This is a genomic window from Burkholderia sp. BCC0419 (assembly GCF_902830285.1).
In the GTDB taxonomy this organism is placed as follows: domain Bacteria; phylum Pseudomonadota; class Gammaproteobacteria; order Burkholderiales; family Burkholderiaceae; genus Burkholderia.
This window is the reverse complement of record NZ_CADESR010000001.1, coordinates 1,299,442-1,318,838: the sequence shown is the minus strand read 5'-3', so window position 1 is coordinate 1,318,838 and position 19,397 is coordinate 1,299,442. Positions and strand designations below refer to the sequence as shown.

19 protein-coding genes are annotated in these 19,397 nt (G+C 68.6%); 10 read left to right on the top strand and 9 right to left on the bottom strand.

The window, feature by feature from the left end; all coding sequences use genetic code 11:
* Positions 1-64: 64 nt before the first annotated feature.
* Complete coding sequence (locus HWW87_RS05845) at positions 65-1,006, bottom strand: DMT family transporter (protein ID WP_175819584.1); 942 nt, start codon at positions 1,004-1,006, stop codon at positions 65-67.
* 157 nt (positions 1,007-1,163) lie between these two features.
* Here HWW87_RS05845 and dapC point away from each other — a divergent pair, with 157 nt between their 5' ends.
* The 6 genes from dapC to cls all read left to right on the top strand — a co-directional run bounded on the left by dapC (position 1,164) and on the right by cls (position 7,359).
* Positions 1,164-2,396: a succinyldiaminopimelate transaminase gene (gene dapC / locus HWW87_RS05840; RefSeq protein WP_175819583.1), complete on the top strand. Its 1,233-nt coding sequence runs from the start codon at positions 1,164-1,166 to the stop codon at positions 2,394-2,396.
* A gap of 45 nt (positions 2,397-2,441) precedes the next feature.
* Positions 2,442-3,269 (top strand): 2,3,4,5-tetrahydropyridine-2,6-dicarboxylate N-succinyltransferase, encoded by an 828-nt coding sequence (gene dapD, locus HWW87_RS05835; RefSeq protein ID WP_006478479.1) that lies wholly within the window; start codon positions 2,442-2,444, stop codon positions 3,267-3,269.
* Positions 3,269-3,637, top strand: a complete 369-nt coding sequence (locus tag HWW87_RS05830) for an ArsC family reductase (RefSeq protein ID WP_175819582.1) — start codon at positions 3,269-3,271, stop codon at positions 3,635-3,637. Before dapD ends, HWW87_RS05830 begins: the two co-directional genes overlap by 1 nt.
* 90 nt (positions 3,638-3,727) lie before the next feature.
* Complete coding sequence (gene dapE, locus HWW87_RS05825; protein ID WP_175819581.1) at positions 3,728-4,867, top strand: succinyl-diaminopimelate desuccinylase; 1,140 nt, start codon at positions 3,728-3,730, stop codon at positions 4,865-4,867.
* Between the two features lie 11 nt (positions 4,868-4,878).
* Positions 4,879-5,787 (top strand): 50S ribosomal protein L3 N(5)-glutamine methyltransferase, encoded by a 909-nt coding sequence (prmB, locus tag HWW87_RS05820; RefSeq protein WP_059780841.1) that lies wholly within the window; start codon positions 4,879-4,881, stop codon positions 5,785-5,787.
* Between the two features lie 132 nt (positions 5,788-5,919).
* Positions 5,920-7,359, top strand: a complete 1,440-nt coding sequence (gene cls / locus HWW87_RS05815) for a cardiolipin synthase (protein WP_175819580.1) — start codon at positions 5,920-5,922, stop codon at positions 7,357-7,359.
* A gap of 63 nt (positions 7,360-7,422) precedes the next feature.
* Here the strand turns inward: cls and HWW87_RS05810 are convergent, their stop codons facing one another.
* The gene (locus tag HWW87_RS05810; protein ID WP_011549528.1) at positions 7,423-7,902 is read right to left on the bottom strand and encodes a glutathione peroxidase; all 480 of its coding nucleotides are present in this window, start codon (positions 7,900-7,902) and stop codon (positions 7,423-7,425) included.
* 136 nt (positions 7,903-8,038) lie between these two features.
* Here HWW87_RS05810 and HWW87_RS05805 point away from each other — a divergent pair, with 136 nt between their 5' ends.
* Entirely contained in the window at positions 8,039-9,970 is a 1,932-nt protein-coding gene (locus HWW87_RS05805; protein ID WP_175819579.1) for an ATP-binding cassette domain-containing protein, read from the top strand.
* 203 nt (positions 9,971-10,173) lie between these two features.
* On the opposite strand, the gene HWW87_RS05800 is transcribed toward HWW87_RS05805, so the two are convergent.
* The 3 genes from HWW87_RS05800 to alr form a co-directional block, all read right to left on the bottom strand.
* Positions 10,174-10,440 (bottom strand): DUF2866 domain-containing protein, encoded by a 267-nt coding sequence (locus HWW87_RS05800; RefSeq protein WP_174390238.1) that lies wholly within the window; start codon positions 10,438-10,440, stop codon positions 10,174-10,176.
* Positions 10,441-10,588: 148 nt separating this feature from the next.
* Positions 10,589-11,965 (bottom strand): DNA repair protein RadA, encoded by a 1,377-nt coding sequence (radA, locus tag HWW87_RS05795; protein WP_175819578.1) that lies wholly within the window; start codon positions 11,963-11,965, stop codon positions 10,589-10,591.
* Positions 11,966-11,976: 11 nt separating this feature from the next.
* Entirely contained in the window at positions 11,977-13,047 is a 1,071-nt protein-coding gene (gene alr, locus HWW87_RS05790) for an alanine racemase (RefSeq protein WP_174434596.1), read from the bottom strand.
* 218 nt (positions 13,048-13,265) lie between these two features.
* Between alr and lplT the strand changes: the two genes are divergently transcribed.
* Both lplT and thiD read left to right on the top strand, forming a co-directional pair.
* Positions 13,266-14,573 carry a lysophospholipid transporter LplT gene (lplT, locus tag HWW87_RS05785; protein WP_175819577.1) on the top strand — a complete coding sequence of 436 codons (1,308 nt, stop codon included), beginning with the start codon at positions 13,266-13,268 and terminating at the stop codon, positions 14,571-14,573.
* Between the two features lie 58 nt (positions 14,574-14,631).
* On the top strand, positions 14,632-15,441 hold the full coding sequence (thiD, locus tag HWW87_RS05780) for a bifunctional hydroxymethylpyrimidine kinase/phosphomethylpyrimidine kinase (protein ID WP_175819576.1): 810 nt from the start codon (positions 14,632-14,634) through the stop codon (positions 15,439-15,441).
* An 18-nt stretch (positions 15,442-15,459) separates the two neighbouring features.
* Here the strand turns inward: thiD and HWW87_RS05775 are convergent, their stop codons facing one another.
* The 4 genes from HWW87_RS05775 to tsaB are packed head-to-tail and all read right to left on the bottom strand — an operon-like array spanning position 15,460 to position 18,704.
* Complete coding sequence (locus tag HWW87_RS05775) at positions 15,460-16,425, bottom strand: DUF1853 family protein (RefSeq protein ID WP_175819575.1); 966 nt, start codon at positions 16,423-16,425, stop codon at positions 15,460-15,462.
* A complete protein-coding gene (locus tag HWW87_RS05770) occupies positions 16,422-17,453 on the bottom strand; it encodes a uracil-DNA glycosylase (RefSeq protein ID WP_175819574.1) in 1,032 nt (343 codons plus the stop codon). The genes HWW87_RS05775 and HWW87_RS05770 overlap by 4 nt, the downstream gene beginning before the upstream one ends.
* On the bottom strand, positions 17,440-17,940 hold the full coding sequence (gene rimI, locus HWW87_RS05765) for a ribosomal protein S18-alanine N-acetyltransferase (RefSeq protein ID WP_175819573.1): 501 nt from the start codon (positions 17,938-17,940) through the stop codon (positions 17,440-17,442). The genes HWW87_RS05770 and rimI overlap by 14 nt, the downstream gene beginning before the upstream one ends.
* Positions 17,937-18,704, bottom strand: coding sequence for a tRNA (adenosine(37)-N6)-threonylcarbamoyltransferase complex dimerization subunit type 1 TsaB (tsaB, locus tag HWW87_RS05760; RefSeq protein WP_175819572.1), 768 nt, complete (start codon positions 18,702-18,704; stop codon positions 17,937-17,939). The genes rimI and tsaB overlap by 4 nt, the downstream gene beginning before the upstream one ends.
* Positions 18,705-18,851: 147 nt before the next feature.
* On the opposite strand from tsaB, the gene HWW87_RS05755 reads away from it, so the two are divergent.
* Entirely contained in the window at positions 18,852-19,121 is a 270-nt protein-coding gene (locus HWW87_RS05755) for an acyl-CoA-binding protein (RefSeq protein ID WP_011352486.1), read from the top strand.
* The last annotated feature ends 276 nt before the right edge of the window (positions 19,122-19,397 follow it).

The following is a 19,397-nucleotide window of genomic DNA, read 5'->3' as shown; positions in this document are numbered from 1 at the left end:
CGCGCCCCGGAATTCAAAAACGGGGCCGCGCGCATCCAGCGTTGGGCCCCGCAAACGGCTTCCATCATACCATCGCGCGTGCGCCGTCCCGACCGTCGCCGGGTTTGTCCGGTGCCGGCGCGGCACGATGGACCCGGCTCGACAGCAGCGTCGCCAGCACGATGCACGCGCCGCCCGCCCACTCGAGCGCGCTCGGCAGCTCGTTCGCGAATACCCACGCGGACAGCGCGGTGATCACGATCTCGAACAGCATGATGATCGACGCGCGGTTCGCCGGCACGCGCGCGAGACCGTACTGGACGAGCAGGTTGTTCGACGCCATCGTCACGCCGATCGCCGCGACGATCAGCGCGGCCACGCCCAGCTGGCCGCTCGCCGGCGCACTCGGCAGCCCTTCGAACAGCGATGCGATCGCGCCGAACACGGCCGCGCCGCCGAACAGCGTCGCGGTGCGCATCTCCGCACGCATGTCGGGCAGCTCGCGGCTCGCCTTGATCACCAGCACGTTGCTCATCGCGAAGCTCAGCCCGGCCGCGAGGCCGGCCCATTCGGCCGGGTTGGCCGGCAGCGGCAAGCCGAGCGTCGGCGACCACAGCATCAGCATCGCGCCGCCGATCGACAGCGCAGCCAGCCCCGCGCCGGCCCAGGTCAGCCGTTCGCGCAGCAGGAAGTGCGCGTAGATCGCGGTCCAGGCCGGCGTCAGGTAGAACAGCAGCATCACGCGCAGCACCTCGCCGTGGATCGTGCCCCACACGAACCCGAGGTTCGTCACGCCGGCCGTCACCGCGATGCCCGGCAGCACCCAGTGCCAGCGCAGCGTCGCGATCGTGCGGTGCCGCGCGACGATCACAAACAGGAACGCGACGAGGCTCGTCAGCGCGCTCGCCAGTGTGCCCGTCACGCCGAGCGACGCGAGGATCCGCAGCGGATACCAGATCAGGCCCCATACCGACGCGCCGATCAGGATGGCCAGCGTCGGCAGGCTGCCGCGTACCGCGTTGTGCATTTGTTCGATACCCTTTATTCGACCGGCCCGGCCGCCGTTCCGGCAGGCCGTGACCGCATTCCGTCACGCTATAATCGTCCGTTGCGAGCCGCGCGCCCCGGCGCCCGTTCGCAGCCGCGCGGCGCGCCCGCCGCTTCTTTCGCTCCAACCGGCCGCGATGGCCGCTTCGCCCGTGAACCCTCGACTCGACTCGCTCCAGCCCTATCCCTTCGAAAAGCTGCGCGCCCTGTTCAAGGACGTGACGCCTTCCGGCGACCTCAAACCGATCAGCTTCGGCATCGGCGAGCCCAAACACGCGACGCCGGCGCTGATCCGCGACGCCGTCGTGGCCGCGCTCGACGGCCTCGCGTCGTACCCGGCCACCGCCGGCTCGGACGCGCTGCGCACGTCGATCGCGCACTGGCTCGAGCACCGCTACGGGCTGCCGGCGATCGATCCGGCCACGCAGGTGCTGCCGGTGTCGGGCTCGCGCGAGGCGCTGTTCTCGCTCGCGCAGACCGTGATCGACGCGCGCCCGCGCGCGGACGGCAAGAAGGCGATCGTACTCTGTCCGAATCCTTTCTATCAAATTTACGAAGGCGCGGCGCTGCTGGCCGGTGCCGAACCCTATTTCGCGAACAGCGACCCGGCGCGCAACTTCGCGTGCGACTACGCGGCCGTGCCCGATGACGTGTGGGCGCGCACGCAGCTGCTGTACGTATGCTCGCCCGGCAATCCGACGGGCGCCGTGCTGACGCTCGACGACTGGCGCGAGCTGTTCGCGCTGTCGGACCGCCACGGTTTCGTGATCGCGTCCGACGAATGCTATTCGGAAATCTATTTCGACGAAGCGGCGCCGCCGCTCGGCGGCCTCGAGGCCGCGCACCGCCTCGGCCGCGGCTTCGAGCGCCTCGTGATGCTGTCGAGCCTGTCGAAGCGCTCGAACGTGCCGGGCATGCGCTCGGGCTTCGTCGCCGGCGACGCCGCGCTGCTGAAGAAATTCCTGCTGTACCGTACGTACCACGGCGCCGCGCTGTCGCCGGTCTGGCAGCACGCGAGCATCGCTGCGTGGAACGACGAGGCGCACGTGCGCGAGAACCGCGCGCTGTACCTGCAGAAGTTCAATACGGTCACGCCGATGCTCGCCGATGTGATCGACGTGAAGCTGCCCGACGCCGCGTTCTACCTGTGGGCCAACGTCGCGCGCACCGGCCTGTCGGACACCGAGTTCGCCCGCCGCCTGTACGCCGACTATAATGTGACCGTTCTGCCCGGCTCGTATCTGGCGCGCGACGCGCACGGCACGAATCCGGGCCGCGATTTCATCCGGATCGCGCTCGTCGCGGGCACCCCCGAATGCGTCGAGGGCGCGCAACGCATCGTCGATTTCTGCCGCGCTCTCGCACGGTAAGACGTCCATCCCGATCAATTCCATTCATCTCCTGCGAAAACGAACATGTCGCAACAACTTCAGCAAATCATCGATACCGCCTGGGAAAACCGCGCCGAGCTGTCGCCGAAGGCCGCGCCCGCCGACGTCCGCGAGGCCGTCGCTCACGCGATCGAGCAGCTCGACAAAGGTGCACTGCGCGTCGCCGAGAAAATCGACGGCAACTGGACCGTGCACCAGTGGCTGAAGAAGGCCGTGCTGCTGTCGTTCCGCCTGGAGGACAACGCACCGATGCCGGCCGGCGGCTACTCGCAGTTCTACGACAAGGTACCGTCGAAGTTCGCGAACTACACGGCCGAAGACTTCGCCGCGGGCGGCTTCCGCGTCGTGCCGCCGGCCATCGCGCGCCGCGGCTCGTTCATCGCGAAGAACGTCGTGCTGATGCCGTCGTACACCAACATCGGCGCGTACGTCGACGAAGGCACGATGGTCGACACGTGGGCGACGGTCGGTTCGTGCGCGCAGATCGGCAAGAACGTGCACCTGTCGGGCGGCGTCGGCATCGGCGGCGTGCTCGAGCCGCTGCAGGCGAACCCGGTCATCATCGAAGACAACTGCTTCATCGGCGCGCGCTCGGAAGTCGTCGAAGGCGTGATCGTCGAGGAGAACTCGGTGATCTCGATGGGCGTGTACCTCGGCCAGAGCACGAAGATCTACGACCGCGAGACGGGCGAAGTCAGCTACGGCCGCATCCCGGCCGGCTCGGTCGTCGTCGCCGGCAACCTGCCGTCGAAGGACGGCTCGCACAGCCTGTACTGCGCGGTGATCGTGAAGAAGGTCGACGCGAAGACGCGTGCGAAGGTCGGCCTGAACGAGCTGCTGCGAGGCGACTGATGGCGAAGCCGCACACCGTGGTCGTCTACGGCATTCCGAACTGCGACACCGTGAAGAAGGCCCGCGTGTGGCTCGACGAGCACGGCGTCGAATTCGAGTTCCACGATTTCAAGAAGCTCGGCGTCAGCGCGCCGCTGGTCGAAGACTGGCTGAAGGACGTGTCGCTCGACGCGCTCGTGAACAAGCGCGGCACCACGTGGCGCGGCCTGGACGACGCGATGAAGGCGGCCGCCGAAACGAAGACCGGCGCGGTCGCGCTGATGATCCACAAGCCGTCGGTCATCAAGCGCCCCGTGCTCGTCGTCAACGGCCGCGTGAAATCGCTCGGCTTCGTGGCCGATCAATACGCGGCACTGTTTGCCGCATAGGGCCGCCCGCGCTGCGCCTGCGGGCGTAGCCCGACGCCCTGTCGCTGCCGGCCACCGCGCCGGCATTTTTTATCGAAAGTGGTCCGAACCATGTCCGCCACCCTAGCCCTTACCGAACAACTGATCGCACGCGCGTCCGTGACGCCCGACGACCAGCACTGCCAGCAGATCATGACCGAGCGCCTCGCCGCGCTCGGCTTCGAATGCGAGACCATCGCTTCGCATGGCGTGACCAACCTGTGGGCCGTCAAGCGCGGCACCGACGGCCGCGACGGCAAGCTGCTCGCGTTCGCGGGCCACACCGATGTCGTGCCGACCGGCCCGCTCGAGCAGTGGACCTCGCCGCCGTTCATCCCCGCCCATCGCGACGACAAGCTGTACGGCCGCGGCGCGGCCGACATGAAGACGTCGCTCGCGGCGTTCGTCGTCGCGTCCGAGGAATTCGTCGCGGCCCATCCCGGCCACCGCGGCGCGATCGCGTTCCTGATCACGAGCGACGAGGAAGGCCCGGCCACCGACGGCACCGTGAAGGTCGTCGAACTGCTGCAGGAACGCGGCGAGCGGCTCGACTACTGCATCGTCGGCGAGCCGACGTCGAGCGCCGAGCTCGGCGACGTCGTCAAGAACGGCCGCCGCGGATCGATGTCCGGCGAGCTCGTCGTCAAGGGCGTGCAGGGCCACATTGCGTATCCGCACCTCGCGAAGAACCCGATCCACCTGCTCGCGCCGGCGCTCGCCGAGCTCGCGACCGAACAGTGGGACGAAGGCAACGAATACTTCCCGCCGACCACCTGGCAGGTGTCGAACCTGCACGCCGGCACCGGCGCGACCAACGTGATCCCCGGCCACGCCGACCTGCTGTTCAACTTCCGCTTCTCGACCGCGAGCACGGTCGAAGGCCTGCAGGCCCGCGTGCACGCGATCCTCGACAAGCACGGCCTCGAATACACGCTGAAATGGTCGGTGAGCGGCCTGCCGTTCCTCACGCCGCGCGGCGACCTGTCGGGCGCGCTGGAAAACGCAATCCGCGCCGAGACCGGCATCACGACCGAGCTGTCGACGACGGGCGGCACGTCGGACGGACGCTTCATCGCGCGCATCTGCCCGCAGGTGATCGAGTTCGGCCCGCCGAACGGCAGCATCCACAAGATCGACGAGCACATCGAGGTGCGCTTCGTCGACCCGCTGAAGAACGTGTACCGACGCGTGCTCGAACAACTGATTGCCTGACGGAGCCTCGCATGACGACACCTTTTGCCACCATCCGCGACCTGCTGCGCTACGCGGTCACGCGCTTCTCGAAAGCGAAGCTCGCGTTCGGCCACGGTTCCGACAACGCGTACGACGAAGCGGCCTACCTCGTGCTGCATACGCTCGACCTGCCGCTCGACACGCTCGAGCCGTTCCTCGACGCGCGCCTCTTGCCCGACGAAATCGCGGCCGTGCTGGCGGTGATCGAACGACGCGCGACCGACCGCGTGCCGGCCGCCTACCTCACGCATGAAGCGTGGATGCACGGCCACCGCTTCTACGTCGACGAACGCGTGATCGTGCCGCGCTCGTTCATCGGCGAACTGCTCGACGACGGGCTGCAGCCGTATGTCGCCGATCCCGAGCAGGTCGGCGCGGTGCTCGAACTGTGCACCGGCTCCGGCTGCCTCGCGATCCTCGCGGCGAGCGCGTTCCCGAACGCCGAGATCGACGCGGTCGACCTGTCGGACAAGGCGCTCGAGGTCGCGGAAATCAACGTGCGCGACTACGGCCTCGAAGACCGCATCGGGCTGCACCGCGGCGACCTCTACGCGCCGCTGCCCGCATTCCGCACCGATCCCGACTCACGCTACGACGTGATCCTGACGAACCCACCGTACGTGAACGCCGCGTCGATGGCCGCGCTGCCGCCCGAATACCGGCACGAGCCGGAAATGGCGCTCGCCGGCGGCGACGACGGGATGGACATCGTGCGACGCATCGTCGCCGAAGCGCACCGCTGGCTGCATGACGACGGCGTGCTCGTCGTCGAGATCGGCAACGAGCGCGAGCACGTCGAAGCGGCGTTCGGCGGCCTCGAGCTCACGTGGCTGCCGACCAGCGCGGGCGACGACGCCGTGTTCCTGATCCAGGCGTCGGACCTGCCGCGCAAGGCCTGAGCGGTTCCGGCCCGCCCGCCGTGCGGCGCACCATTGCGCCGCACGGTTGGGTAAGATGCGCGTAGGCGGCCGCCCGGCCGCACGACCGCCGGAATCCCTCGGGGAGTCCGCTCGGGAGTCCTTTACGCGCCCATGACCCTCGACTGGCTACATCTCGGCACCCTGATCCTGACCATCCACGTGCTCGGGATCCTCGCGGCGTGCCACGCAATCATGAACACGCGCACGTCGCAAGGCGCGATCGCGTGGGCCGTCTCGCTCACGGCCATGCCGTACCTGACGCTCGTTCCGTACCTGTTCCTCGGCCGCAGCAAATTCTCCGGCTACGTCGACGCCCGGCGCCACGAACTGGAAATGTTGCGCACGCACACACCGCGTTCGCCGTGGCGCACCACCGACGCGACCGACGGGCCGGCCGCCGACGCGCTGGGCCAGGCCGCCGTGCTCGCGCTCACGCGGCTCGGCGGCATGCCGTTCCTCGGCGGCAATTCGGTGCGCACGCTCGTGAACGGCGACGCGACGTTCTCGGCCATCCTGTCGGCGATCGACGCCGCGCGCGACTACGTGCTCGTCCAGTTCTTCATCGTGCGCGACGATGCGCTCGGCCGGATGCTGCGCGACTCGCTGCTCGCGCGCGCGGCGGCCGGCGTGCGCTGCTGCCTGCTGTACGACAGCATCGGCAGCTTCGACCTGCCGCACAGCTACGTCGACACGCTGCGCCGGGGCGGCGTCGAAGTCCGTCCGTTCGCGACCAACCGGAAATTCGTCAACCGCTTCCAGCTGAACTTCCGCAACCATCGCAAGATCGTCGTCGTCGACGGCAATCGCGCGTTCGTCGGCGGCCACAACGTCGGCGTCGAATATCTCGGCGCGAAGTCGCGCCTGTCGCCATGGCGCGATACCCACATCGAGATACGCGGCCCCGTGGTGGCGAGCATCCAGTACGTATTCGCCGAAGACTGGCACTGGGCGACGCAGAAGCTGCCGCCCATCGCGCTGCCGCCGCCCGCGCAGCCCGGCGACGGCATGCATTGCCTCGCGGTGCCGATGGGGCCGGCGGACAAGCAGGAAACCGGCTCGCTGTTCTTCGTCGAGTCGATCAATGCCGCCCGCGAGCGGGTCTGGATCACCACGCCGTACCTGGTTCCCGACGAAGCCGTGCTCTGCGCGCTGAAGCTCGCCGTGATGCGCGGCGTCGACGTGCGCATCCTGATCCCGAGCCGGCGCGACCACTACGTCGTGTTCGAGGCGTCGAAGCTTTACGCGCGCGACCTCGTCGATGCGGGCGTGAAGGTGTTCCGCTACCGGCCGGGCTTCCTGCACCAGAAGGTCGTGCTGATCGACCGCGTCGCGGCGGCGATCGGCAGCGCGAATCTCGACAACCGCTCGTTCCGCCTCAATTTCGAGGTCATGGTGCTGACCGTCGACCCGGCGTTCGCCGACGAGGTCGAGACGATGCTCGACGCCGACTTCGCGCAGGCGTACGAGGTGGATGCGGACGAATACCGGCAGTCGCCCGCCTGGCGGCGCATCGCGATGCACGTCGCGCGGCTGTTCGCGCCGATCCTGTAACGGCGCTGACGACCGCCGCGCCCGCGCGATCCGCACCGGCACGGCGCACGCCGCGCTGCGCCGTCACAGCAGCTTGTCGATGTCCGCGGCGATTTCGTCGGGCTTGGTGGACGGCGCGTAGCGCTTGACGATGCGCCCTTCGCGGTCGATCAGGAATTTCGTGAAATTCCACTTGATCGCCTTGAGGCCGAGAATGCCGGGCGCCTCGTCGGTCAGGTAGCGATACAGCGGATGCGCATGGTCGCCCTTCACGTCGATCTTCGCGAACATCGGGAACGTGACGCCGTAGTTGCGCTCGCAGAACGCACCGATCTGCGCGGCATCGCCCGGCTCCTGCTTGCCGAACTGGTTGCACGGGAAGCCGAGCACGAAGAAGCCGCGCGCCGCGTACTGGTCGTACAGCTTCTGCAGACCCGCGTACTGCGGCGTGAAACCACACTCGCTCGCGGTATTGACGATCAGCAGCACCTTGCCGCGATACGCATCGAGCGATACCGGCGCACCGGCGAGCGTCTCTGCGCTGAACGAATACAGGGTGGACATCGGGCACTCCTTTTACGAAACCGGATCGACGTGGAGTCTAGGCGAAATTGCGCCGTTGCGGCACCCGCCGAACGGCCGATGCCCGGCGCGAGCGGCGCGCAGTCTAGAATAGCGGTTTTGGCCAGTCATTTCCGCCGTGATCCGTTTCAATCAGTTCAGCCTTGCGCGCGGCACCAAGCCGCTGTTCGAGTCGACCTCGTTCGTGCTCAATCCCGGCGAGAAAGCCGGCCTGATCGGCGCGAACGGCGCCGGCAAGTCGACGCTGTTTTCCGTCCTGCGCGGCGAGCTGCATTCCGACGGAGGCGATTTCTCGATGCCGCCGTCGTGGCGGATCGCCCACGTGTCGCAGGAAACGCCGGCGGTCGACCGCTCGGCGCTCGACTACACGCTCGACGGCGACGCCGCGCTGCGCGAGATCGAGGCCCGCATCGCCGCCGCTTCGGCCGCGCATGACGGCGCCGCCGAAGCCGACGCGCACGCGGCGTTCGCCGATGCCGACGGCTACACCGCGCCGGCCCGCGCCGAAGCGCTGCTGCTCGGCCTCGGCTTCACGCTCGCGCAAACGCGCGAATCCGTCGCGAGCTTCTCCGGCGGCTGGCGCATGCGCCTGAACCTCGCGCAGGCGCTGATGTGCCGCTCCGACCTGCTGCTGCTCGACGAACCGACGAACCACCTCGACCTCGATGCGATCGTCTGGCTCGAGGACTGGCTGCACCGCTACCCCGGCACGCTCGTCGTGATCTCGCACGACCGCGAATTCCTCGATTCGATCTGCAACGTCACGCTGCATCTGGAAAACCGCCAGGTGAAGCGCTACGGCGGCAACTACTCGCAGTTCGAAGTGCTGCGCGCGCAGCAACTGGCGCTGCAGCAAAACGCGTACGAAAAGCAGCAGAAGACGATCGAGCACCTGCAGAGCTTCGTCGACCGCTTCAAGGCCAAGGCGACCAAGGCCAAGCAGGCGCAAAGCCGGATGAAGGCGCTCGAGAAGATGGAGCTGATCGCGCCCGCGCACATCGCGTCGCCGTTCACGTTCGAATTCCGCACGCCCGATGCCGCGCCGAACCCGATGATGGTGATGGAAGACGTCCGCTGCGGCTACCACGCCGACGACGGAGCGGAGATCCCGATCGTCGAGCGCGTCGCGCTGTCGATCCAGAACGGCCAGCGCATCGGCCTGCTCGGCGCGAACGGCCAGGGCAAGTCGACGCTGATCAAGACGCTGGCCGGCACGCTCGCGCCGCTGTCGGGGCAGGTCCGCGACGGCAAGGGGCTGACGATCGGCTATTTCGCGCAGCACCAGCTCGAGACGCTGCGCGAAGACGATTCGCCGCTCGCGCACCTGGCGCGGCTCGCGCCCGACACGCGCGAGCAGGAATTGCGCGACTTCCTCGGCGGCTTCAATTTCTCGGGCGACATGGCGACCAGCCCGGTCGGGCCGTTCTCGGGCGGCGAAAAAGCCCGCCTCGCGCTGGCGCTGATCATCTGGCAGAAGCCGAACCTGCTGCTGCTCGACGAACCGACGAACCACCTCGACCTCGAAACGCGCCACGCGCTGACGATGGCGCTCGCGCAGTTCGAAGGCACGCTGATCCTCGTGTCGCACGACCGTCACCTGCTGCGTGCGACGACCGACCAGTTCATGCTGGTCGCGAAGCACCGGCTGCAGCCGTTCGACGGCGACCTCGACGACTACCGCGACTGGCTGCTGCAGCATGCGGCCGAGCAGCGCGCGGCCGCGAAGGCCGACAGCGCGGCAGCCGCGGGCGCCGATCCGGGCGTGAATCGCAAGGACCAGAAGCGCCAGGCGGCCGAGGAACGCCAGCGGCTGTCGCAGCTGAAGAAGCCGCTGCAGAACCGCATCACGAAGCTCGAAAAGGAAATGGAAACGCTGCACGCGGAGAAGGCGCGCCTCGACGCGTTCGTCGCCGATCCGGCGAGCTACGAAGCCGCGCGCAAGACAGAACTGACCGACGCGATCCGCAAGCTCGGCGAGGTCAACACCCGGCTCGAGACGGTCGAGGCGGACTGGCTCGCCGTGCAGGAAGAACTCGAGCAGATCGGCTGAACGCGGCCGCCGGGGCCGTCAGCCGATGATCGCGTCATCGGCGGCACGGCGCGGCGGGGCGTCAATGACCCACGAACCCGCCCGGCCGCGGAAACCGGCCGCGGAAACGACGAGGCCGGGCGCCCTGGCCCGGCCTCGTCGTCATTGCTGCATTTGATGTGGCTGCGTCGGCCGGCGCCCGTATGCCCGCCCGCGCCATCCGCTCAGCGGCGCGGCAGCGTGTCGCGCGGCATCTGCTCGTCGTCGCCCATCAGGTACCGGCGCCCTTGGGTCGGCCGGCGGATCGCCGCGGCGACTTCCGCTTCCGTCACATCCTCGGACACGACCTTGCGCGCGAGGCGCCCTTCTTCGTCGATCCACTCGACGATCCGGCATCCGCCGCCCCACGGCTGGCGAATCGGCTCCGACACGCGGCAGCCGCGCAGGTTGTAAAGGCGTCCGCCAGGCGCTTCCCCGTACGATTTCAACATAGGTTCCCTTCGCATTGCGCGGTTCGACAATCCGGCAAAGGATAGGGAAAAGCGATGTCCGGCGGGTTACAGCAGCCTACATATTCTTTACAGCGAATTACGCGACAGATCGCCCGGCGACGCACGGCCCGTGCGCGCGCCGGGCCGCTCATTCAAGATCGCGCACGCGGTCGATCGCCTGTTCGAGCCGCTCGACGGCCATCACGTTCAGCCCTTCGATCGGCTGTTTCGGCGCATTCGCCTTCGGGATCAGCGCGGACGTGAAGCCGAGCTTCGCCGCTTCGCGCAGCCGTTCCTGCCCGCGCGGGGACGGCCGGATCTCGCCCGCCAGCCCCACCTCGCCGAACACGATCAGCCCTTTCGGCAGCGCCTTGTTGCGCATCGACGAGTGAATCGCGAGCAGCACCGCGAGGTCGGCGGCCGGCTCGGTGATCTTCACGCCGCCCACGGCATTCAGGAACACGTCCTGGTCGAAGGCGGCGATGCCCGCGTGCCGATGCAGCACCGCGAGCAGCATCGCGAGCCGGTTCTGCTCGAGGCCGACGGCGAGCCGGCGCGGGTTCGGCACGTGCGCCGTATCGACGAGCGCCTGGATTTCGACGAGCAGCGGGCGCGTGCCCTCCTGCGTGACGAGTACGCACGAACCGGGCACGACCTGCTCGTGCTGCGACAGGAACAGCGCGGACGGGTTGGCTACGCCGCGCAGCCCGCGCTCGGTCATCGCGAACACGCCGAGTTCGTTGACCGCGCCGAAGCGGTTCTTGAACGCACGCACGAGCCGGAACGACGAATGCGTGTCGCCCTCGAAATACAGCACCGTGTCGACGATGTGCTCGAGCACGCGCGGGCCGGCCAGGTTGCCTTCCTTCGTCACGTGCCCGACCATGATGATCGCGGTGCCCGACTGTTTCGCGATGCGCGTGAGCTGCGCCGCGCATTCGCGCACCTGCGCGACCGAGCCCGGCGCCGACGTGAGCGCATCCGAATAGACGGTCTGGATCGAGTCGATGACGGCCACGTCCGGCCGCTCCGCATCGATCGCGGCCTGGATCTTCTCGAGCTGGATCTCGGCGAGCAGCTTCAGTTCGGCCGCCGGCGTGCCGCCGTCGAGCAGTGCGAGCCGTTGCGCGCGCAACGCGATCTGCGCGGCCGATTCCTCGCCGCTGATATAGAGGGCGCGCCGCTCGTTCGCGATATCCGCGAGCGACTGCAGCAGCAGCGTCGACTTGCCGATGCCCGGGTCGCCGCCGATCAGCACGACGCCGCCGGGGACCAGCCCGCCGCCCAGCACGCGGTCGAATTCGCCGATGCCGGTCGAGAAGCGCGGTACGTCGGCGGCCTCGATGTCGACGAGGCGCTGCACCGGCGCCCGCTTCGCGAGCGACTGGAAACGATGGACAGCCGGCGATTCGGCGACCGATTCGACGAGGGTGTTCCACGCCTGGCACGACGGGCACTGGCCCTGCCACTTCGGGGTCTGTCCGCCGCACTCGCTGCAGACGTAAACGGTTTTCTGTTTGGCCACGCGCGACGCCCTTATTCCGCTCGCACCGGCACGCGGCCGGCGACCGCGCACATCAGCTCGTAGCCGATCGTGCCGCAATGGCGCGCGACGTCGTCGATCGGCAGCGCGTTGCCCCACAGCTCGACGCGCGCACCGACGCCGGCCTGTGGGCACGGCGTCAGGTCGACGGTGATCATGTCCATCGAGACGCGACCGACGATCCGCGTGCGGATGCCGTCGACGATCACGGGCGTGCCTTCCGGCGCGACGCGCGGATAGCCGTCCGCATAGCCGCACGCGACGACGCCGATCCGCATCTGCGCCTGCGCGGAGAACGTCGAGCCATAGCCGATCGCCTGGCCCTTCGCGATCGTCTGCACCGCGATCAGCTCGGACGCGAGCGTCATCGCGGGCTTCAGCCCCGTGTCGGCGATATCGGACGACAGCCCGGACGGCGACGCCCCATACAGCACGATCCCCGGCCGCACCCAGTCGAAGTGCGTGTCCGGATGCCACAGCACGGCCGCCGAATTCGCGAGACTGCGCGCGCCGGCGATGTTTTCCGCGCCGCGCTCGAACGTCGCGAGCTGCTCGGCGACGCCGCGCTCGTTGTCCGCGTCCGAAAAATGGGTCATCAACGTGATCTGGCCGATGCCGGGGCATGCGCGGGCGCGTTCCCACGCGGCACGGTATTTTCCCGGCACGTAACCGAGCCGGTTCATCCCGCTGTTCATCTTGAGCTGCACGTTGACGGGCTTCGACAGCCGCGCCGTTTCCAGCATCCGCATCTGCTCGTCGTTGTGGACGGTCGTCGTCAGGCTGTAGCGGTCGATCACGTCGATGTCGGTCGAGCGGAAGAAGCCTTCGAGCAGCAGGATCGGGCCGGCCCAGCCGAGTTCGCGCAGCTTCACGGCCTCGTCGAGGTCGAGCAGGCCGAAGCCGTCGGTGCCGCGCAGGCCGGGAAACGCGCGGGCGAGACCGTGGCCGTACGCGTTGGCCTTGACGACCGTCCAGACCTTGGACGGGCCGGCAAAGCGGCGGACGACGGAGAGATTGTTCGCGAGAGCGGCGGTGTGGATGGTGGCGGAGATCGGGCGCGGCATGGGAAATTTACGTAAAGACGCTTGCGAATCATCAGCTTACCGCGCCTTTTGAGCACCGAAGCCGACAATTTGCGGAACGATCGGGGGATCTTGCTAGTCCGAATTCGCGTATTTTCATGTTATAAAGCCGTGCGCACAACCCATTTCGAACGGAATAAGCCGATCGCATACGAGGCGGCCTACGCGGCCCTGCCGCAGCGACGAAAGCATCGCATCAGATGAAAAAAGGTTTTTACACCATCATGGCCGCGCAGTTTTTCTCGTCGCTGGCCGACAATGCGCTCCTCATCGCCGCCATCGCCCTGCTGAAAGACCTCCACGCCCCCAACTGGATGACACCGCTGCTGAAGCTGTTCTTCGTGTTGTCGTATGTGGTGTTGGCGGCGTATGTGGGTGCGTTCGCGGATTCGCGCCCGAAGGGCCGCGTGATGTTCATCACCAACTCGATCAAGGTGGTCGGCTGCCTGATCATGCTGTTCGGCGCCCACCCGCTGATCGCGTACGGGATCGTCGGCTTCGGCGCGGCGGCCTACTCGCCCGCCAAGTACGGGATTCTCACCGAGCTGCTGCCGGCCGACCGGCTGGTCGCCGCGAACGGCTGGATCGAAGGCACGACCGTCAGCTCGATCATCCTCGGCACCGTGCTCGGCGGCGCGCTGATCAGCCCGCACATCGCATCGCACGTGATCGCCCACACGCCCGCGTGGATCGGCACGCCCGCCGAAGCCGCGATGGCGATCATCATGGCGATCTACGTGGTCGCCGCGCTGTTCAACCTGCGCATTCCCGACACGGGCGCCCGCTATCCGAAGCAGGAACGCGGCCCGGTCAAGCTGCTCACCGATTTCGCCGACTGCTTCATGGTGCTCTGGCGCGACAAGCTCGGCCAGATCTCGCTGGCGGTCACGACGCTGTTCTGGGGCGCGGGCGCGACGCTGCAGTTCATCGTGCTGAAGTGGGCCGAGGTGTCGCTCAACATGTCGCTGTCCGAAGGCGCGATCCTGCAGGCCGTGGTCGCGGTCGGCGTCGCGGGCGGCGCGATCGCCGCCGCCGCCCGGATTCCGCTGAAGAAGTCGCTGAGCGTGCTGCCCGTCGGCATCATCATGGGCATCGCGGTGATGCTGATGGCGTTCTACACGCGCGACCTGTTCCCGCCGCACTGGGCCGTGCATTTCGGCCATCTGCGCATGCCGTTCTACCTGATCGTCGCGTACATCTTCCTGATCGGCGTCGGCGCGCTGTCCGGCTATTTCGTCGTGCCGATGAACGCGCTGCTGCAGCATCGCGGCCACGTGCTGCTGTCGGCCGGTCACTCGATCGCGGTGCAGAACTTCAACGAGAACCTGTCGGTGCTCGTGATGCTGTGCCTGTATGCGGTGCTCGTGTGGCTCGACGTGCCGGTCGGCGTCGTGATCGTGCTGTTCGGCACGTTCGTCTGCCTGACGATGTGGCTCGTGATGCGCCGCCACCAGGCGAACCAGCGTCAGTTCGACTCGGTCGCGCTGATCGGCGAATCGCGGCACTGACGCTACACTTTCGGTTTTCGTCCGCCGGCGCCGGTCCTCGAACCGGCGCGTTGCCCTCATGACGCACCCGATACCCAACATCCTGACGATCGCCGGCTCCGATTCGGGCGGCGGCGCAGGCATCCAGGCCGACCTGAAGACGTTTTCCGCGCTCGGCGCGTATGGCGCGAGCGTGATCACCGCGCTGACCGCGCAGAACACGCGCGGCGTGACGGGCGTGCATGCGCCGGACGCCGCATTCGTGACCGCGCAGCTCGACGCGGTGTTCGACGACATCCGCATCGATGCGGTCAAGATCGGGATGCTCGCCAACGCGGCGATCGTGCAGGCGGTGGCCGACGCGCTGCGCCGTTACGCGCCGCGCTTCGTCGTGCTCGACACGGTGATGATCTCGAAGAGTTCGCACGCGCTGCTCGCGCCCGATGCCGTCGACGCGCTGCGCGACACGCTGCTGCCGCTCGCGACGGTCGTCACGCCGAACCTGCCCGAAGCGGCCGCGCTGCTGAACGTTGCGCCCGCCACCACCGAAGACGACATGGTGCGGCAAGGCCAGGCCTTGCTGCAGACCGGCGCGCGCGCCGTGCTGATGAAGGGCGGCCACCTGCCCGACGCGGCCGCGAGCCCCGACTGGCTCGTCGAAGCGACACGCACCGTGCGGCTCGACGGCGCGCGCGTGCCGGTCAGCAACACGCACGGCACCGGCTGCACGCTGTCGTCGGCGATCGCCGCGCTGCTGCCGCAGCAGCCCGACCTGGAAAGCGCGGTACGGGAAGCCAAGACCTACCTGACCGGCGCGATCGCCGCGAGCGGCCACCTCGACGTCGGCCACGGCGTCGGCCCGGTCCATCACTTTCATCGCTGGTGGTGAGCGCCGGCTGACGCGGCGTCAGTGATCCTGCGCCGCGAACGCCTGCGCGCGCACCGGCCAGTCGTCGGGCACGACGAAACCGCGCGCCGTCTCGCGCCACGTGCCGTCGCCGCCCTTTTCATGGATGCCGATCAGGTCGGGCGCCTGGCGCGTCGCCAGCACGGGCGGCAGTTCCGGTGCGCTCGCCAGCGGCTCGGGCTCGAAACCCGTGCCGGCGGCGGCACGCCGCGGCGCCAGCCACGCCAGCCTCGGCAACACGCTCCATGCCGCACCGTCACGCTGCGCGGCCGCCCACGCCGGCCACTGCGCGTGCGTCAGCCAGAAACCGCGCGGATGCTCCGGCGCGATTTCGGCGGACACCGGCGGCACCGGCGCGCCGTACGGATGGAACAGCCAGCCCTTGATGAACATCTGCGCGTCGGACGGCGCGCCGTAGCCGAGCCGGGCAAAGCCGTCGTGTTCGCCGAGCCGCAACTGGTGGTCGAGCAGCCGGCTGCGCTTGCGGTCGAACCGGTCGACGAGATTGGGGCCGACGAAGTCGGCGAGCGACGCACCGTCGCGGACCGGCGCGCACAGATAGCACTTCACCGCGAGTTCCCAGTGCAGGCGCCGGCCGTCCGGCGTATCGACGAGAAAGTCGACTTCGCCGAGCGTGCGGCCGTTGCTGCGCAACGGGAGATTGGCCGCGACGAGCCGCAGCGACGGCCCGTGCGTCAGAAAGTACTCGAGCAGGCATTCGGCGTAGCGGCCGAGCCGGGTGGGCCGAAACCCGTCGAGCGCGCGATGCAGCGGCCCGGGCTGCGCATCGAGCGCGGCGAGCCACGCTTCGACGGCCGCTTGCCCGGCCGCATCCGGCCACGGGCGCGCGAGCGGCGCGCCCGGCACCGCGGTGAGCAGGCTCGGGCTGGCCAGCAGCCAGCGCAGGTCGCGCACCGCGACGTCATGCAGCGTATCGACGAACGCGAACGCCGCGCCGGTCGTCATTGCCCGGCCGGGCCGTTCGCGTCGGCGCCATCCGCGCGCCGGAACGTGTCGCGCGCGAGGCACAGGTCGGCCCACGCCTTCGACTTGTCCTGCAGGCTGCGCAACAGGTAGGCCGGGTGGTAGGTGACGATCACCGGCACGCCCTCGTACGCATGCACGCGGCCGCGCAGCGACGCGATGCTCGCGTCCGTCTTCAGCAGCGTCTGCGCGGCAAAACGGCCGAGCGCGACGATCAGCTTCGGCTTCACGAGCGCGACCTGGCGCTGCAGATAAGGCTCGCAGCTCGCGACCTCGTCCGGCTCCGGGTTGCGGTTGCCGGGCGGCCGGCACTTGATCACGTTCGCGATGTACACGTTGTCGCCGCGCTTGAGCGACAGCGACTGCAGCATGTTGTCGAGCAGCTTGCCGGCCTGGCCGACGAACGGCTCGCCCTGCTTGTCCTCGTTCTCGCCCGGCGCTTCGCCGATCAGCATCCAGTCCGCTTCGCGGTCGCCGACGCCGAACACGGTGTTGGTCCGCTTCTCGCACAGACGGCACAACGTGCAGTCCGCCACGCGCGCGGCCAGCGCATCCCAGTCGAGCGCGGCGACCGGCGTGCCGACGGGGCGCGATGCGGCGGCCGGCACGGGCACGGATTCGCCCGGCGGCGCCGCGTCGAACCATGCGAAATCGTCATCGCCTGCTGGCGGCGCATCATTTGCCGACGGCATCATATCGGGCGATGCGCCCGATGCAGCCTGCGCCGGAGAGCGATCGCCATCGCCGACACCGTGCACCGACGCCCCCGACTCGCGAGCCGCCGAGGCGCCGGCAGCGCCATGCGCGACGGCCGGCGGCGCATCGTCCTGCACCGGTGCACGCGCTGCACGCACCGGCCGATCGGCCGCGACGGCGGAACCGTCGTCGGCCGCCGCGGTTTGCGCGACGGCAGGCGCGACGGCTGCCGCGCCCTCGTCCGCGCGCTGCCCGCGCCGCACCCAGATCTGCGCGAGGCCCAGTTCCTCGAGCGCCGCTTCAGCCCATGCCATGCGCATTCCCCTCGTCCTTGTTCAGCGTCAGACGCATCACGATCGCGTCCTCCCGGCCACGATGCTTCGCCGGATAGTAGTTCTTGCGCCGGCCGATCGTCACGAAACCGAAGCGCTCGTACAGATGGATTGCGCGCGGATTGGACGGCCGTACTTCGAGCAGCACGCCGTCGAGCCGCTCCGCGCGCGAAATGCGCACCGCCTCGCGCAGCAGCGCGAGGCCCGCGCCCGCATGCTGCGCGGCCGGCGCGACACACAGGTTCAGCAGATGCATCTCGTCGACCACGGGCATCAGCACGCAATAGCCGACGAGCGCCCCGGTCACGTGCCGCAGGCACACGCCCAGATAGCCGTTGCGCAACGAATCCTCGAAGTTGCCGCGGCTCCACGGGAATTCGTACGCGACGTGCTCGATCGCGACGACCTCGTCGAGATCGGCGTCCGTCATCGGCGCCAGATAGCGGTCGCTCAGCAGGACACCCGTCATCCCTTCGCCCCGCCCGTCTGTGCGGCCCGTGCCGCGATGCGCTCGGCGGTGGTCTGGGCGACCTTGTCGCGCACGTATTCGGGCGCGGCCTGGTCGGCCGGCACCGCACGCCCCGCGCGGAACGCGCGCAGCGCGGCATGCGCGACCGCCAGCGCATGCGGCATCGCATCGCCGTCGATCGCGGCTGCCCGCGCGGCGGCCGGCAATTGCGCGCCGAACGCTGCAGCCGCATTGCCGGCGAGCGTGAACGGCGCGTCGGGTACGCCGACGGCGCCCGGTGCGTCGAGCGACGCCGGATGCAGCGTGCGCCAGTCGCCGGCGCTGTCGTCCCACGCGAAATCCGCCCAGTAGGCTTCGTCCATCCGCGCGTCGAGCGCGGCGAGCACGCGGGTCGTGCCGGGCGCGCGCAGCCGCGCGTGCTCGGCGCACGCGAGCAGCGTGCCGATCGGCACGACCGGCAGCCCGCCCCCGAACGCGAGGCCCTGGGTAATGCCCGTCGCGGTACGCAGGCCCGTGAACGAGCCGGGGCCCGCGCCGAACGCGATCGCGTCGCAGTCGGCGAGCGTCAGCCCGGATTCGGCGAAGAGCTCCTGGATCGCCGGCAGCACGCGCGTGCTCGACACGGCGCCCGTCAGCTCGTGACGGACCCAGGTTTGCGGGGTGGAAACGGCGTCATCGGCCGGGGCCGAGCGCAGCAGCGCGACCGAGCAGTATTCGGTCGACGTATCGATGGCGAGGAGCACTGTTTGCGTCATGGCCGACATTGTAATGCGCCGCCCCGCTCCCACGGGCGATCAGGCCCGATCTGTGCGCGCGTGCGGCGCCGGCGGCGGTTTGGAAGGATCGCTCGACCCCGCGCGGCGGTCCGCTTGTTAAGATCGGCCGATCTGAAACCCTTACGGAGACACCCGATGAGCGAACTCACCGCCCAATTCGACCAGGCCCAGATCGACGTCAAGCAATTGACGGAACGGCCGGGCAACCTGACCCTGCTGCGCCTGTACGCGCTCTTCAAGCAGGCGACCGACGGCGATGCGCACGGCGACAAGCCGGGCTTCACCGACATCGTCGGCAAATACAAGTACGACGCGTGGGACGCGCTCAAAGGCACGTCGCAGGATGCGGCGAAACAGCAGTACATCGAACTCGTCGAATCGCTGAAAAACGGCACGGCGTCCTGACCGGATCGCCCCCCGCCGCAATCGGCAATCAAATCAGTGGCGCAGCGCAGCAAATTTCTTTATAATGCGGCCTGCGTCACCTCCGCGCTCGGCTCGCAAGCCGTCCGGCCTGACGCTTCATAGCGTTAAGCTCCAATCCGGTTTAGAACCTGTCCCCTCCTGCTTCGACCCTTGCGGTCGTCAACTAGGCTGGCGGCCCCGCTCCAGAAGCGCGCCGCACCCAAAACAGCTTCTAATGCCTCATCCGCCGACGGTTCGGCGGATTGCACCCGTTTC